This window comes from Marivita sp. (genome assembly GCF_020055635.1).
Lineage (GTDB): Bacteria > Pseudomonadota > Alphaproteobacteria > Rhodobacterales > Rhodobacteraceae > Marivita.
Genome location: NZ_JAIPUT010000047.1, coordinates 16,299 through 32,136 on the forward strand (window position 1 = coordinate 16,299; position 15,838 = coordinate 32,136).

Consider the following 15,838-nt stretch of genomic DNA (forward strand, 5'->3'; position numbering starts at 1 on the left):
ATGCCCAACCGACTGACCCCGCGCGCGATTCTTGACCAGCTGGTGACATTCCCGACGGTCAGCCGCGACACCAACCTGCCGCTGATCGACTGGGTCGAGGCCTATCTGTCCGAACACGGTGTGGGCAGTCACCGGCACGTGAAATCCGACGACCCGTCGAAAGCCGGGCTGTTCGCCCATGTCGGCCCTGAGGTGGCGGGCGGCGTGGTGCTTTCGGGGCACACCGATGTGGTGCCGACCGATGGCCAGCCATGGAGCACAGATCCGTTCACCGTCACGGAAACCGACGGCAAGCTCTACGGGCGCGGCACCACCGACATGAAGGGCTTTGACGCGCTTGCCATCTGGGCGCTGGTCGAGGCGCAGCATCGTGGCGTCACGCGGCCGCTTCAGATCGCGCTCAGCTATGACGAGGAAATCGGCTGTACCGGCGCGCCGCCCCTGATCGAGGCGATGCAGGGCGTCGTGCCGCGCGCCGATACGGTGATCGTGGGCGAACCGACGATGCTCAAGGCGGTGACGGGCCACAAGGGCGGCAACACGTTCTGGGTGCATTTCCACGGCTTCGAGGTGCATTCTTCGATCCTGCACACCGGGGTCAGCGCGATCATGTACGGCGCCAAGCTGATCGAATGGGCGAACCGGGTGAACGCGGAAAGCGCGGCTGCCGAACCGGGGCCGATCGCGGCGCAGTTCAACCCGCCTTATACCAATATCCATGTCGGCCAGATCACCGGCGGCACGGCGCATAACATCACCGCCAAGGATTGCGAATTCGGTCTGGGCTTCCGCGTGATCCCCGGCGAAACGCTCGAGTCGTGGGAAGCGAGGTTGCGCGACGCGGCGGCCGAGATCGAGGCCGAGATGCAGGCGGTGCGTCCCGAGACCTGGATCGAGATCACGCCCGCGTTTTCGCTTCCGCCCTTCAAGCCCGAAGATGGCGGTGCGGCGGAAACGCTGGTGCGGCAACTGACTGGCGACAACGGCACGCAATATGTCTCCTACGGCACCGAGGCGAGCCATTTCCAGAACGCGGGTTATTCGGTGGTGGTCTGCGGTCCCGGCGATATCGCCGTGGCGCATCAGCCGGATGAATACATCACCGTTGCGCAATTCACCGAAGGACAGGCTTTCATGGAGCGCCTGCTGGAGACTCTCTCGGCATGATCCCGTTTCCGATTTCCGCAACCAGCCCGATTGCGTTTGCAGGGCCGCCGCCGTCCGAGACCGACGTGGTCGTGATCGGCGGCGGGGTGATCGGCGTCTGCACGGCGCTGTTTCTGGCGCGCAAGGGGCGGCGCGTGGTGCTTCTGGAAAAGGGCCGGATCGCGGGAGAGCAATCCTCGCGCAACTGGGGCTGGATCCGGCAACAGGGGCGCGACCCGCATGAGTTGCCCATCATGGTCGAGGCGAACCGGCTCTGGACCGAGCTTGCCAGCCAGACCAACGTGGATATCGGGCTCGTGCGGTCGGGGGTGACCTACCTGGCCGAGAGCGAAAAGGAGCTTCAAGGATTTGCCGATTGGCTGCCCTATGCCACGGCGCAGGGGGTGGATACCGAACTGCTGGACCGTGCCGCGCTGAAACAGCGGTTTCCCGAACTTGCCAAGGGCGGTTATGCGGGCGCGATCACCACGCCATCGGACATGCGGGCCGAGCCTTGGGTCGCGGTGCCTGCGCTGGCCGGGATCGCGCTGCGCGAGGGGGCCGTGATCGTCGAAGGCGTTGCTGCGCGCAAGCTGGACCTTGCGGCGGGGCGCGTCACTGGCGTGTTCACCGAGGCCGGGCGGATTGCCTGTTCGGACGTGGTTGTGGCCGGTGGGGCGTGGTCCTCGCTGTTCCTGCGGGCGCATGGCGTGGCAATACCGCAACTGTCGGTGCGGGCCAGCGCGGGTGCGACAGAGCCTGTGGCCTTGCCGCATCAGGGCGCTGCAGCCGGCGGGAAGTTCGCGTTCCGGACGCGGGCGGATGGTGGCGCGTCCTTGGCGGCGGGCGGCTTTCACGAGTTGTTCGTGGGACCGGATGCGTTCCGCGCCTTGCCGAAGTTCCGCAGGCAATTGATGGCCAATCCGTTCGGCACGCGGTTCCTGCCTGCGGCCCCCAGGGGCTATCCCGATGCGTGGGGCACCAAGCGGACCTGGGCCGAGGACGAGGTGTCGCCGTTCGAGGGCATCCGGGTGCTGAACCCGAAACCCAATGCCGGCAAGCTGCGCAAGGTGGCCTCCGAGGTTGAGGCGCTGTTCCCCGAGGTCGGTCCGATCCGCTATCGCGCGATGTGGGCGGGGATGATCGACACCATGCCGGACGTTGTTCCGGTGGTGGACCGGGTCGATTCGGTGCCGGGCCTGACCATCGGCACGGGCATGAGCGGGCACGGGTTCGGCATCGGGCCGGGCATGGGCCGGGTGCTGGCCGATCTGGTCTGCGGCGATGCGCCGGGGCATGATCTGCGGCGGTTCCGGCTGTCGCGGTTCAGCGATGGCAGCGACATGGACCTGGGTCCGGCACTCTAGGCGTCGGACCCACTTGAAGCCCGGAACGGTCTGGGTCACGTTCCGGGGCAGAGACTCCATTCCACTCAACACAAGGATGACCAACATGCCGGTCAAGAACCGTTTTGCCGAATTGCAGACCGAAATCACCGCGTGGCGACGCGATCTGCACGAAAACCCCGAGATCCTGTTCGAGACGCACCGCACCAGCGCTTTGGTGGCGGACCGTCTCAAGGAATTCGGCTGCGACGAGATCGTCACCGGGATCGGCCGCACCGGTGTTGTTGGCGTCATCAAGGGCAAGACCGACACATCGGGCAAGGTCATCGGGCTGCGCGCCGACATGGACGCGCTGCCGATCCACGAACAGACCGGGCTGGACTACAGGTCCAAGACCGATGGTGCGATGCATGCCTGTGGCCATGACGGCCATACCGCGATGCTCTTGGGCGCGGCCAAGTACCTGAGCGAGACGCGCAATTTCGACGGCACCGTGGTGGTGATCTTCCAGCCCGCCGAAGAAGGCGGCGGCGGAGGCAAGGAAATGTGCGACGATGGCATGATGGACCGCTGGGGCATCCAGGAGGTCTACGGCATGCACAACTGGCCGGGCCGCCCGGTGGGAAGCTTCGCCATCCGTCCCGGCGCGTTCTTTGCCGCGACCGACCAGTTCGACATCACCTTCGAGGGCAAGGGCGGGCATGCCGCCAAGCCGCATGAGACCGTGGACACGACGGTGATGGCGGCGCAGGCTGTCCTGGCATTGCAGACCATCGCCAGCCGCAACGCCGATCCGACCGATCAGCTGGTGGTGTCGGTGACATCGTTCGAAACCTCGTCCAAGGCGTTCAACGTGATTCCGCAGCGGGTGCATCTGAAAGGCACGGTGCGGACCATGTCGACCGGGATGCGTGACCTTGCGGAAAGCCGGATCAAGAGCGTCTGTGCAGGGATTGCCGACACGTTCGGCGGCACGGCCGATGTGACCTACCACCGGGGCTATCCGGTCATGGTCAACCACGAGGAACAGACCGAGTTTGCCGCCGAGGTGGCCAAGTCGGTCTCGGGTGCCTGCGAAGACGCGCCGCTGGTGATGGGTGGCGAGGATTTCGCCTTCATGCTCGAGGAACGTCCCGGCGCCTATATCCTTGTCGGCAATGGCGACACGGCGGCGGTGCATCACCCGGAATACAATTTCAACGACGATGCGATCCCGGCAGGCTGTTCCTGGTGGGCCGAGATCGTGGAACGGCGGATGCCTGCGGCGTAAGTCGTTCAGAACGTGATGTGAAACGGCGGGCTGCAATGGCCCGCCGTTTTGCTTTTTGTCCTGACTGGGCGCTGTGAGGCGGTTTTGCGACAGAGCCGGGTCCAAGCGCCCCATGAGAACTCTTCTGGCGTTGCGTAAGCCGAATGTCAGGTCAGCTGGACGAAGCCGCTATTCGCCGTCAGTATTGGAGCGGGAGGTTCTTCCCTGTGCCGTTCGTCTGATGAGAGAAATTGGCAAAACAATAATTGCGATGATTGCTACGAGGATTGCCCCAAAGAAGTGATGTAACTTACTGCTCGCACGCCAAAATCCATGGGCTAACGTTGACGTGGCCAACAATATGCTCGCAATTAGGTTGCGCATGCAGCCTCCCCGAGTCTCACCTAATGTAGAGAGACAGTAGCAGAACCTATTTCCGGCACAAAGGGCTCATAATGACCATTGCGCTTGGGCTCAAGGACCACCCAAATGGGATGCCAAGTGCAAAGTGCCAACCTCCCGCGCGGCGTTTTCGTTTCAGTCGTCGTAGCCGCGCTTGTGGCGGCTCTTGGCGACCGCCTCTTTCACCACGCGGCCAAAGGATTTCTGGCGTGCGCGGGCGGCGGCGATGGATTCCGAATTGTACTGGTCCTCGCGCCGCAGCTTTTGCCAGCGTTCGAACCGGGACGTGTCGAGTGTGCCGTCCGACAGGGCGGCCTTGACGGCGCAGCCGGGTTCGCTGGCATGAGCGCAGTTGGAAAACCGGCACTGGGCTGCAAGGGTCTCGATATCGTCGAAGAGTTCTTCCAGCCCGTCGCTGCTTCCCGAAAGCTGCAATTCGCGCATGCCCGGTGTGTCGATCAGCCAGCCGCCGGCCAGTGTTGGACGCAAGGCGCGGTGGGTGGTGGTGTGGCGGCCTTTGCCGTCATCTGCGCGAATGTCCTGCGTCGCCTCGGCCTCTCCGGTCAGGGCGTTGCGCAGGGTGGTCTTGCCGACACCGGACGAGCCAAGAAGGGCAAGGGTCTGCGCATTGCTGCACCACGGGTTGAGGCGTTGCACGTCCTCCGCGTCCTTGGCGTTGATCGTGATTGCAGTCACCAGCGGGGACAGGCGTTCGGCCTGCCGTCTGAAGGCATCTGGATCGTCGCAGAGATCGGCCTTGGTCAGGATCACCAGCGGCAGCGCGTTCGACGCCAGCGCCAGAGCGAGGTAGCGTTCCAGCCGCGCAACGTTGAAATCGGCGTTGCAACTGGTGACAAGGCCCACGGTGTCGACATTGGCCGCGATGCGCTGGTCGCTGACGGTGTGGCCCGCCGCGCGACGGTGCAGGTCCGTCACCGGGTCAAGCCGCCGGATCGCGCTGGTGCCGTCGGTCAGCACCCAGTCGCCCACCGCGTAGGCGCCGGCGCTCTCGACGGGGATCAGGCGCAGCTCGCCCGCCTCGGACAGGGCGACAAGCTGGCTGCGATGCACTTCGGAAATGCGGGCCGGGAGGAGGGAGGCGTCGTCATCGGTCAGTTGACGCGCGAAGTGATCCGACCATCCGAGGTCGGCAGGGGTGTGGTTGGTCAAGGGAGTGATCCTGTCGCTGAGATACCTGCCCCGGAGGGGCATCTGTTCAGGCCGGTTCTTTGGCCGGGTGCGGCGATCAGCCTGTCACCCGCAGGGCGTTCACAATCTCCATCATGTCCTCCTGCAACTCAGCTTCTGTTTCGCACCAGTATAAGGCGCGGCGCGCGGCGCGCCAAGCGGCATCTGGTCATTTGACCGAACCGTTGCTAAGCGGACGCATGACTTTGCCATCCCATGCCACTGTCGCCTGCATCAAGTGGGGCACGCTATTCGGTCCGGACTACGTGAACCGGCTCTATTCCGGCGTGCGGCGCAACCTGTCCTGCCCGGTGCGGTTCATCTGCATGACCGAACATGCGGAGGGGCTGCACCCCGATATCGAAGTGCTGGATCTTCCGGTGGAGCCTTTTGCCGACCCGATGGCGGCTGCGCTGAAAGTCGCCAACCGCCAGGGCGCGATGCGCAAGGTGTCGCTGTTTCGCCCCGGATTGATCCCCGATCTGGAGGGGCCGGTTCTTGGCTTCGATCTGGACGTGGTGATCACCGGATCGCTGGACGATCTTCTGACGCTGGCGCCGGGGCACGTGGTGATGCGCCACGACTGGACCGAGGCGCGCAAGGGGCGGCCCACCGGGCATGGATCGGTGTTTCGCTATGATCCGGCGCTGCACGGGTTTCTGTATGGGGATCTGGCGGCAGATGCCTATGCGGAGGTCGAGACGGCGCGGGGATCAGAGCAGCGCTATACCTCGCACAAGGCGATGGACAACGCGGTTTTCACCTATATTCCGGGGAATTGGGTGGTGAGCTTCAAGTATGATTGCAACCCGTTTCCGGGCAATTACCTGTATCCCGCGCGCCTGCCCGAGGATGCGCGGGTGGTGTGTTTCCACGGTCGGCCCAAGATGCCAGAGGCGATCGACGGCTATCGCGGATCGTTGATCCGCTATGCCAAACCGACGGCGTGGTTGCAGGAGCACTGGGTGGACCGGGCGAAGGCCGATCTGGGAGAGCGCTGGGGATAGGAGGAGGATGCGTCGACGCATCCTCGTGTTTCCGTTGACGGAAACACTGGGGCTTCGCCCCAGACCCCGGGATATTTGAAAACCAGAGAAGAATGGACGCCTGTGCGGCTCGAGTCTTGCGGGTGCTGGCGCGAACGGGGTAAGAGCGGGCGAGTGCATTCGAGGGAAGGGCAACACCATGCGTCGAGTAGTTGTGACAGGCTTGGGATTGGTGACACCGCTGGCGGACGGGGTCGAGGCGAGTTGGTCGCGCCTGCTGGACGGGCAATCCGGCGCAGGTACGATCTCGAAATTCGATGCGAGCCATCTGGCCACGACCTATGCCTGCGAGGTGCCCTATGGCGATGGCACCGACGGGACGTTCAATCCTGATGCCTATCTCGACAAGAAAGAGCAGCGCAAGGTCGACGCGTTCATTCTGTTCGGCATGGCGGCGGCCTATCAGGCGGTTCGGGATGCCGATTGGATGCCCGAGGACGAAGACAGCCGGTTGCGCACGGGTGTGATGATCGGGTCGGGGATCGGTGGGCTCAATTCGATCGCCGAGACCGCCTTGCTGATCCGCGACAAGGGCCCCCGGCGGGTGTCGCCGTTCTTTATTCCGGGCGCGCTGATCAACCTGATCTCGGGCAACGTGTCGATCAAGTACGGCTTCAAGGGGCCGAACCATGCGGTTGTGACCGCCTGTTCCACCGGCGCGCATGCCATTGGCGATGCGGCGCGGCTGATCATGTTCGGCGATGCCGATGTCATGGTGGCAGGCGGAGCCGAGGCGGCGATCTCCGAGATCGGCATCGCGGGGTTCAACGCCTGCAAGGCGCTGTCCACCAAGCGCGGCGATGACCCCAAGGCGGCAAGCCGTCCGTATGACGCGGACCGCGACGGGTTCGTCATGGGCGAGGGCGCGGGTGTCGTTGTGCTTGAGGAATATGAGCACGCCAAGGCGCGCGGGGCGAAGATTTATGCCGAGGTTTGCGGATATGGCCTGTCGGGGGATGCCTATCACATCACCGCGCCGTCCGAGGATGGCGAAGGCGGCGAGCGGTCGATGCGGGCGGCGTTGAAGCATGCGGGACTCGAACCCGCGGATATCGACTACATCAACGCGCATGGCACGTCGACCATGGCGGATGTGATCGAACTGGGCGCGGTCGAGCGGATGATGGGTGACGCTGCGGGCAAGGTCACCATGTCCTCGACCAAGTCGGCCACCGGGCATTTGCTGGGGGCCGCAGGCGCGATCGAGGCGATCTTCTCGATCCTCGCGATCCGCGACCAGGTGGCGCCGCCGACGATCAACCTGGACACGCCTGCGGTGGAGACGGCGGTCGATCTTGCGCCGAAGGTAAAGAGGGAACGGCCCATCACCTATGCGCTGTCCAATTCTTTCGGCTTTGGCGGGACCAATGCCAGCGTCGTCTTCGGAAAGGTGGATCGCTAGATCATGTGGCGGAACATTGCGTCCAATGCGCTGACCTTTCTGGTCGTGCTGTTTTTCCTGTTCGGGGGCGCCCTGATCTGGGCGCAGAACACCTATGTCTCGGAAGGGCCGTTGGAGCAGCCGATCTGCGTTCAGGTCGAACGCGGCACGAATTTCCGGCGGGTGTCCGAGGCGCTGGCCGCGGATGGCGCCGTTTCGAGTGCCGCGCTGCTCAGGATCGGGGCGGATTACGCCGGCAAGACCGCCGAGTTGAAGGCGGGGTCGTTTCTTGTGCCCGAGGGCGCGTCGATGGACCAGATCGTCGATATCGTCACCCGCGGCGGGGCGAGCACCTGTGGCACCGAGGTTGTCTATCGGGTCAGCATCAACCGCGCCACGGTGCAGGTGCGCGAGTTGGACCCGGCGTCGGGGCGGTTCGTGGAAATTGCAGAGTTCAATCCGGCGGAAGAGGCCGAGCCTGCCGAATATACCGAGGTGAAGGCCGAGGCCGATACGCGCTACCGGGTGGCCCTGGCCGAAGGCGTGACCAGCTGGCAGATCGTGCAGGAACTGGGACAGATCGACATTCTCGAGGGGGAGGTCGCGGAGATTCCCGCCGAAGGGTCGTTGGCGCCGGACAGCTATGAGATCGCGCCGGGAGACAGCCGGACCGAGCTGCTGTCGCGCATGGCGTCGGCGCAGGAGCGTATTCTGGCCGAGGCCTGGGCGAACCGCCAGGACGGGTTGCCGCTGGACAGCCCGGAAGAGGCGCTCATCCTGGCGTCGATCATCGAGAAGGAAACCGGCACGCCGGACGAGCGCTTCCTGGTGTCGAGCGTGTTCAACAACCGGCTTGAACAGGGCATGCGGCTTCAGACCGACCCGACGGTGATCTACGGCATCACGGAGGGCCAGGGCGTGCTGGGGCGCGGAATCCGGCAAAGCGAATTGCGGGCCGAGACCCCCTGGAACACCTATGTGATCGACGGGCTGCCGCCGACGCCGATCGCCAATCCGGGGCGGGCGAGCATCGAGGCGGCGCTGAATCCGGACGAGACGGGATACATCTTCTTTGTCGCCAAGACGCTTGATCCGTCGGACGGGCACAATTTCGCGGTCACATTGGCCGAGCATAACGAGAATGTCGCGGCGTACCGGGCGCTCGAGGCGCAGCGGGACAATTGAGCCTGATCCGGACTGAGTGTGTGGCCCTGACATGGGTGTGACCGAGCTTCTGTTGATCGGGGCGGCGGTGTTCGTGATCGCGGGAACGGTCAAGGGGGTGGTCGGCATCGGCCTGCCCACTGCGGCAATCAGCATGTTGACCCTGTTCATCGACCCGCGCATGGCGATTGCCCTGGGTTTGGGGCCGGTGCTGGCGTCGAATGCCTGGCAAATCTGGACGATGGGCGATCTGCGTGGCTCGATCAGGCGTTACTGGGTGTTCGCGGTTTTTCTGGGGGCAAGCGTCTTTCTGACCGTGACCCTTTCAGCCGACATCTCAGAGCGCGTGATTTTCCTTGCGATCGGCATATCGATCGTCGCGTTCTCGGTGATTCATCTGAATTTCACCATGCCGCCCATGCCGGATCGTCATGACCGGGTGGCGCAGGTCGGGTTTGGCACCCTGTCCGGGATTCTGGGCGGGCTTTCGGGGGTCTGGATTGCTCCGATCATCATGTATCTGAGCGCGCGGAACCTGTCGAAAGACGCGTTCGTGCGGGCGTCCGGGATGCTGTTGTTCGTGGGCAGCGTGCCTTTGGTGGCCGCCTATGTGCAGCAGGGATTCCTGACGCAGGAGATTGCCGGTGTTTCGCTGGTGTTGGTGCTGCCGACGCTGATCGGTTTTGCGCTTGGCGCGCGGTTGCGTTCACGGATGTCGAACGAGAAGTTCCGCAAGGTGCTGCTCTACGTGTTCCTCATCCTGGGGCTGAACCTGCTGCGGCGGGGGCTTTTCTGAGCCTTGCGCGTGGTGGTTAACAGGACCTGAATCACTTCAATTTGTGTGTGACGCATGGATTTCGTGCCCTTGGGCGCGAGATCTTGCGCGGGTCTTAACCCGTCGCGCGCCGCGTTAGGCGGTTCTTTCCTGTCTTGCTGTCTTTTGGTCGGTGCCTGCTAGGCATCAACAGGTTGCGGTATGTTCCGTGGCCTGCCGGTGCGTCGATGGACGGAGATCCATTCAGCACAGGAGGCAGGGATCGCATGGTTTTGATCACTGCAGAAGAAACGGGCAGCGCGCTTGAGACCGAGCGCGATGCCATTGCGCAGGAATTGCGGACCATCCGCGAGACGGTGGCGGTGCTGCGCAGCAAGGTGGAGGCCGGGGAGGCGGGCACAGCCAGCGAGGCGTCGAAGGTGCTTGCTGATTTGCGGACCTGGTTGAAACACGCCAAGGAAACGGAGGTTCAGATTGAAAGACATCGCCGAGAACATGCGGGCATCCAGGGAAGCTATGGGCTTGACCTCGATGCCGCGCGGGACGCGGTCGGGTGCCGACTTGATCGCCTCCGTCAGTGTTGCCGAGAAAGACGCGTTTCTGAGTAGTCTTGAAGAGGTGGACGGGGCGCTTCTGGCGTTGCCCTACCTGTTCGAGTTCTGGGCACATCCGCACCAGTTGCCTCCAGAGGGGGATTGGCGGTCGTGGGTGATCCTTGGTGGGCGCGGCGCGGGGAAAACCCGCGCCGGTGCCGAATGGGTGCGGTCCATGGTCGAAGGATCGCGGCCTTTGGACACCGGGTCTGCCCGGCGCGTGGCGCTGGTGGGCGAGACGCTGGACCAGGTGCGCGAGGTGATGATCTTTGGCGACAGCGGGATCATGGCCTGTTCGCCGCCCGACCGGCGGCCCGAGTGGCTGGCGACGCGGCGGATGCTGCGCTGGCCCAACGGGGCCGAGGCGGTGGCCTGTTCGGCGCATGATCCGGAATCGTTGCGCGGGCCGCAGTTCGATGCGGCCTGGGTCGATGAATTGGCCAAGTGGAAGCGCGCGCAGGAGGCGTGGGACATGTTGCAGTTCACGCTGCGGCTGGGGACGTATCCGCGGGTCTGCGTGACGACGACGCCGCGGAATGTGGCTGTCTTGAAGGATTTGCTGGCCGCGCCGTCGACGGTTGTGACGCGCGCGCCGACCGAGGCGAACCGGGCCTATCTGGCGTCGTCGTTCCTCGACGAGGTGCGGGCGCGCTATGCGGGCACCCGGTTGGGGCGGCAGGAGCTGGACGGCGATCTGCTCGATCAGGCCGAGGGGGCCTTGTGGTCGATGGAGGCTTTGGAAGGCGCGCGGTGTTCGGAGGTGCCCGCATTTGACCGGATCGTGGTGGCGGTCGATCCGACCGCATCGAGCGGCAAGGGGTCGGATGCCTGCGGGATTGTCGTGGCCGGCGTGGTTACGGACGGGCCGCCGCAGGATTGGCGCGCGGTGGTGCTTGAGGATTGCACGGTGCAGGGGGTGTCGCCGCTTGTCTGGGCGCGGCGGGCGATCACGGCGATGGAGCGCTGGGGCGCACATGCGCTGGTGGCCGAGGTCAACCAGGGCGGTGACATGGTGGAGGCGGTGTTGCGGCAGGTCGATCCGATGGTGCCGGTTGTGCGGGTGCATGCGTCGAAATCCAAAGGCGCGCGGGCCGAGCCGGTGGCGGCGTTGTACGAGCAGGGGCGCGTGGCGCATTTCGGTGTGTTCGATGCGCTGGAAGACGAGATGTGCCAGATGACGCGGCTGGGCTACCAGGGATCGGGGTCGCCGGACCGGCTGGATGCGCTGGTCTGGGCACTGACCGATCTGGTGATCGCGCGGGCGGCGGAATGGCGTGTGCCGCGGGTTCGGACGTTGCGCCGCTGAGCGCACGGTATGGTTTCCAGCCGTTAACCTTTGGCCGGTAGGTTGGTTTCATCGAAAGACGGGTGCGTCTGGGGGTGGTCGGGCCGGGTCGAGAGCCTGTCCCGGCCGCGCCTGAAACGAAACGGATTTGCGAGGAGCATGGGCAGCATGGTGTGGGATGTCTTTCGGCGGGGACGCAAGGAAGTGGCCGGGGTAGAGGCCAAGGCCAGTGCCACCGGGCCGGTCGTGGCCTGGCAGAACATGGGGCGCGTGGCGTGGTCGGCGCGGGATACGGCGTCGCTGACGCGGACGGGGTTTACCGGGAACCCGGTGGGGTTCCGGGCGGTCAAGCTGATCGCGGAGGCGTCGGCGGCGATGCCGCTGGTGTTGCAGGATGCGGCACAGCGCTACGAGGTGCATCCGGTGTTGGACCTGTTGCGCCGTCCGAACCCGGCGCAGGGGCAGGCGGAACTGTTCGAGGCGTTCTACGGGCAGCTCTTGTTGTCCGGGGACGGGTATTTCGAAGCGGTGGGTGCTGGTGGCGTGCCGGGAGAGCTGCATGTGCTGCGGTCGGACCGGATGAAGCTGGTGCCGGGGCCGGATGGCTGGCCTGTGGCCTATGAATACGGGGTGGGCGGCAAGGCGCATCGGTTCGAGATGGGGGAAGGCGCGCGGCCTGTGTGCCATGTGAAGGCGTTTCATCCGCAGGACGATCATTACGGGCTGAGCCCGATGGTGGCGGCGGCGCAGGCGCTGGACGTACACAACGCGGCCTCGCGCTGGTCCAAGGGATTGCTGGACAATGCGGCGCGGCCCTCGGGGGCGATCGTCTATCACGGCACGGATGGCGTGTCGGGGATGGGGACCGATCAGTACGACCGGCTGGTTGAGGAGATCGAGTCGCATCACATGGGCGCGCGCAATGCCGGGCGGCCGATGCTCCTGGAAGGCGGGCTGGACTGGAAACCGATGGGGTTTTCGCCCTCGGACATGGAGTTCCAGAAAACCAAGGAAGCGGCGGCGCGCGAGATCGCGGTGGCGTTCGGGGTGCCTCCGATGCTGCTGGGGATTCCCGGCGAGGCGACATTTGCCAATTACGCAGAGGCGCATCGGGCGTTCTACCGCCTGACGGTGTTGCCGCTGGTGGCGCGGGTGACGGCGGTGCTGTCGGCCTGGCTGTCCGAGCATGCGGGACAGGAGGTCGTGCTCAAGCCCGATCTGGACCAGGTGCCCGCGCTGGCGGCGGAGCGCGATGCGCAATGGGCGCGGGTGGCACGGGCGGAGTTCCTGACGGCGGCGGAAAAGCGTGCGCTGCTGGGCTTGCCGGTGCTGGCCGATGAGTGAGCCGCGCGGAGGGTACGAGCCGTTCGATTGCGCGCCCGCCTTGCGCCTGGAGGCGCATGAACGGGTGACGCAGCTGCGGTTCGAGGGGATCTCGGCCCGGCTGGACCGGATCGAGGGTCTTATCGAGCGGCTGGAGCGGCGGGTGTGGCTGGCGGTGTACGGCGTCGCGGCGGCGGTGCTGGCGGATGTGTTCCTGAAGTTTGTTCAGGTGACGCCATGAGGGAGTACGGGATGGATTTGGAACGGAAGTTTTGCCGGTTCGACGCGGATGTGACCGTAACCGATGGCTGCGTGATCGAGGGCTATGCCTCGCGGTTCGGGGATTGCGATCAGGGCAATGATATCGTGGCATCAGGGGCTTACGCGGCGTCGTTGACGCGGTTGGCCGCGCAGGGCCGTGCGGTCAAGATGTTGTGGCAGCACGATCCGGCGCAGCCGATCGGGATCTGGGACACGGTGCACGAGGATGCAACGGGGTTTTATGTGAAAGGCCGGTTGCTGGAGAGCGTGGCGCGCGGTCGGGAGGCGGCGGCGCTGGTGGCGGCGGGGGCGATTGACGGGCTGTCCATCGGGTATCGCACCAAGGCCGCGACGAAGGACAAGCAGGGCCGGAGGGTTCTGACGGAACTGGAGCTGTGGGAGGTGTCGCTGGTGACGTTCCCGATGCTGCCCAGTGCGCGGGTCGCGGCCAAGGGGGAGCATCCCGAGACGGCGGACCTGCGGGAGATGGCACGCCTGATCCAAGAGGCGCGCCGGACATTGGTGGACGGCTGACGGCCACCCTTCAGAGATGGGAAAATCGGGATGAGTGAGACCGGGACAACGTCGCGGAGCGGGGAAGATCTGTCTCCGTTCACCCAGGTGGGTGACGCAGTGGCGGGACTGGTGGCCGACATACGCCGCCAGCGGGACGATTTCGACAGAAAGCTACAGGAACAGGAAAAGCGAATGACCAAGTTCGAACAGAAGACCGCCTTTGCGGGACGCCCTGCGCTGGCAGGGGGCGTGAAGACCGAAGACGTGCATTATCAAGCGTTCGATGCCTATCTGCGCACCGGTGACGACGATGCGCTGCGCGGGCTGGAACTGGATGTGAAATCCATGTCCACTGTCGTGAACGGCGATGGCGGGTTTCTGATTGACCCGGTGACATCGGACACCATTCAGGGCGTGCTGAAGAGCAGCGCATCGCTGCGCGCTGTGGCGTCGGTCGTGAATGTCGAGGCGTCGAGCTATGACGTGCTGATCGACCAGGGCAATGCCGGTGCGGGCTGGGCCGACGAGGTTGCGTCGCGGTCCGAGACCGGGACACCGACCATCGACCGCATTTCGATCAAGCTGCACGAGCTGAGCGCGATGCCCAAGGCAAGCCAGCGGTTGCTGGACGACACGGCGTTCGACATCGAAACATGGCTTGCGGGCAAGATCGCGGACACGTTTTCGCGCGCGGAAGCGGGCGCGTTCATCACGGGTGATGGCAGTGACAAGCCGCGTGGGTTTCTGACCCATCCGGCGGTGGACAACGACGTCTGGGAGTGGAGCAATATCGGCTATGTGCCGACAGGTGTGGACGGGTCCATCGGCAATGGCGACGCGTTGATCGAGCTCGTCTATGCGCTGGGGGCGGAATACCGCGCCAATGCGGTGTTCGTGATGAACTCCAAGACCGCCGGCACGCTGCGCAAGCTGAAGGATGCCGATGGGCGTCATCTGTGGTCGGACGGGTTCACGAGCGGAGAGCCTGCGCGTCTGCTGGGTTATCCGGTGCTGATCGCCGAGGACATGCCGGACATCGCGTCGGGGGCAAATGCGATTGCATTTGGCGATTTCCGCGCCGGTTACACGATTGCCGAACGCCCCGATCTGCGGGTGCTGCGTGATCCGTTCAGCGCCAAGCCGCATGTGCTGTTCTACGCGACCAAGCGTGTCGGCGGCGACGTGAGCGATTTTGCCGCGATCAAGCTGCTGCGCTTCGCCATCGCCTAAACGGTGATTGCGGACATGGGGAGGGCGGTGCGGGCCGTCTTCCTCATGGGGCGCGCGCCGGTGTGCCGGCGTTGTCTAGCCGCTCCCTCCGTCCGAGCAGCGGCGGCGGCGCGCGTCCGACAACATACCGGCCTCTGAACGAGGGACAGGTTTGCGGGGAACACGAGATGTACTTGATTGAAGAGAGCCTGATTGACGACGTGGCCCTGCCGGTGGCGCGGTTGCGCGACCATTTGCGGCTGGGCAGCGGGTTCGTCGAGGACGGGCTTCAGGACGGTTTGCTGGGCGGGTTTCTGCGCGCGGCGATGGCGGCGGTGGAGGCGCGGACCGGCAAGGCGCTGCTGGTGCGGGATTTCCTGCTGAGCCTGCATCGCTGGCGCGATGTGACGGGGCAGGTGCTGCCGATTGCGCCGGTGCGTCTTGTGACGCAGTTCACTTTGGTGGATGCGTTCGGTGCTGGATCGGTTGTGGATGCGGCGCGCTATGCGCTGGTGGCGGATGGCGACGCGCCGAAGCTGGTGCCGATGGGGGACTGTCTGCCGTCCATTCCCGAGCATGGCAGTGTCGAGGTTCGGTTCCGGGCCGGGATGGCGGAGGGGTTCGGTGATCTGCCCGCCGATCTGGCGCAGGCGGTGATGCTGCTGGCGGCGCATTACTACGAATACCGGGACGAGACCGCTTTGGGACAGGGCTGCATGCCGTTCGGCGTGACCAGCCTGATCGCGCGCTATCGCCCGGTGCGGCTGGGGTTCGGGGCATGAGCGGGCCGCGGCTGACATCGAAGCTGGTACTGGAGCGGCTGGAGGCGGTGCCCGATGGCGCGGGTGGAATGCATGAAAGCTGGGTGGCTTTGGGGGTGCTGTGGGGAGAGGTCAAACCCCGGTCCGGGCGCGAGACTGTCGGGGATGCGGGGCAGGTGTCTTTGACCGGGTT

General features: G+C 64.9%; 16 protein-coding genes. 15 read left to right on the forward strand and 1 reads right to left on the reverse strand.

The window, feature by feature from the left end:
• The 3 genes from argE (at position 1) to LCF60_RS18070 (ending at position 3,762) form a co-directional block, all read left to right on the forward strand.
• A complete protein-coding gene (gene argE / locus LCF60_RS18060; protein WP_292293696.1) occupies positions 1 to 1,167 on the forward strand; it encodes an acetylornithine deacetylase in 1,167 nt (388 codons plus the stop codon).
• Positions 1,164 to 2,513: an FAD-binding oxidoreductase gene (locus LCF60_RS18065; RefSeq protein ID WP_292293698.1), complete on the forward strand. Its 1,350-nt coding sequence runs from the start codon at positions 1,164 to 1,166 to the stop codon at positions 2,511 to 2,513. The genes argE and LCF60_RS18065 overlap by 4 nt, the downstream gene beginning before the upstream one ends.
• Positions 2,514 to 2,598: 85 nt before the next feature.
• On the forward strand, positions 2,599 to 3,762 hold the full coding sequence (locus LCF60_RS18070) for a M20 aminoacylase family protein (protein ID WP_292293700.1): 1,164 nt from the start codon (positions 2,599 to 2,601) through the stop codon (positions 3,760 to 3,762).
• Between the two features lie 516 nt (positions 3,763 to 4,278).
• Here LCF60_RS18070 and rsgA read toward each other — a convergent pair.
• Positions 4,279 to 5,313 (reverse strand): ribosome small subunit-dependent GTPase A, encoded by a 1,035-nt coding sequence (gene rsgA, locus LCF60_RS18075; protein ID WP_292293701.1) that lies wholly within the window; start codon positions 5,311 to 5,313, stop codon positions 4,279 to 4,281.
• Between the two features lie 218 nt (positions 5,314 to 5,531).
• Here rsgA and LCF60_RS18080 point away from each other — a divergent pair, with 218 nt between their 5' ends.
• The 12 genes from LCF60_RS18080 to LCF60_RS18135 all read left to right on the forward strand — a co-directional run.
• On the forward strand, positions 5,532 to 6,338 hold the full coding sequence (locus tag LCF60_RS18080; protein ID WP_292293703.1) for a glycosyl transferase: 807 nt from the start codon (positions 5,532 to 5,534) through the stop codon (positions 6,336 to 6,338).
• A gap of 178 nt (positions 6,339 to 6,516) precedes the next feature.
• Positions 6,517 to 7,779 carry a beta-ketoacyl-ACP synthase II gene (gene fabF / locus LCF60_RS18085; RefSeq protein ID WP_292293704.1) on the forward strand — a complete coding sequence of 421 codons (1,263 nt, stop codon included), beginning with the start codon at positions 6,517 to 6,519 and terminating at the stop codon, positions 7,777 to 7,779.
• Between the two features lie 3 nt (positions 7,780 to 7,782).
• Entirely contained in the window at positions 7,783 to 8,943 is a 1,161-nt protein-coding gene (gene mltG, locus LCF60_RS18090) for an endolytic transglycosylase MltG (protein ID WP_292293705.1), read from the forward strand.
• A 37-nt stretch (positions 8,944 to 8,980) separates the two neighbouring features.
• Positions 8,981 to 9,718 carry a sulfite exporter TauE/SafE family protein gene (locus LCF60_RS18095; RefSeq protein WP_292293706.1) on the forward strand — a complete coding sequence of 246 codons (738 nt, stop codon included), beginning with the start codon at positions 8,981 to 8,983 and terminating at the stop codon, positions 9,716 to 9,718.
• 206 nt (positions 9,719 to 9,924) lie between these two features.
• Positions 9,925 to 10,305 carry a hypothetical protein gene (locus LCF60_RS18100; protein ID WP_292293707.1) on the forward strand — a complete coding sequence of 127 codons (381 nt, stop codon included), beginning with the start codon at positions 9,925 to 9,927 and terminating at the stop codon, positions 10,303 to 10,305.
• Positions 10,229 to 11,596, forward strand: coding sequence for a terminase family protein (locus LCF60_RS18105; RefSeq protein ID WP_292293714.1), 1,368 nt, complete (start codon positions 10,229 to 10,231; stop codon positions 11,594 to 11,596). The genes LCF60_RS18100 and LCF60_RS18105 overlap by 77 nt, the downstream gene beginning before the upstream one ends.
• A gap of 147 nt (positions 11,597 to 11,743) precedes the next feature.
• Entirely contained in the window at positions 11,744 to 12,919 is a 1,176-nt protein-coding gene (locus LCF60_RS18110; RefSeq protein WP_292293715.1) for a phage portal protein, read from the forward strand.
• Positions 12,912 to 13,139, forward strand: coding sequence for a hypothetical protein (locus LCF60_RS18115; protein WP_292293708.1), 228 nt, complete (start codon positions 12,912 to 12,914; stop codon positions 13,137 to 13,139). The genes LCF60_RS18110 and LCF60_RS18115 overlap by 8 nt, the downstream gene beginning before the upstream one ends.
• 11 nt (positions 13,140 to 13,150) lie before the next feature.
• Positions 13,151 to 13,693 (forward strand): HK97 family phage prohead protease, encoded by a 543-nt coding sequence (locus LCF60_RS18120; protein WP_292293709.1) that lies wholly within the window; start codon positions 13,151 to 13,153, stop codon positions 13,691 to 13,693.
• Positions 13,694 to 13,723: 30 nt separating this feature from the next.
• Positions 13,724 to 14,905: a phage major capsid protein gene (locus LCF60_RS18125; RefSeq protein ID WP_292293711.1), complete on the forward strand. Its 1,182-nt coding sequence runs from the start codon at positions 13,724 to 13,726 to the stop codon at positions 14,903 to 14,905.
• A 167-nt stretch (positions 14,906 to 15,072) separates the two neighbouring features.
• The gene (locus LCF60_RS18130) at positions 15,073 to 15,666 is read left to right on the forward strand and encodes a head-tail connector protein (protein ID WP_292293713.1); all 594 of its coding nucleotides are present in this window, start codon (positions 15,073 to 15,075) and stop codon (positions 15,664 to 15,666) included.
• The coding region (locus LCF60_RS18135; RefSeq protein ID WP_292293716.1) for a head-tail adaptor protein at positions 15,663 to 15,838 on the forward strand (176 nt) is incomplete at its 3' end. The genes LCF60_RS18130 and LCF60_RS18135, both read left to right, overlap by 4 nt.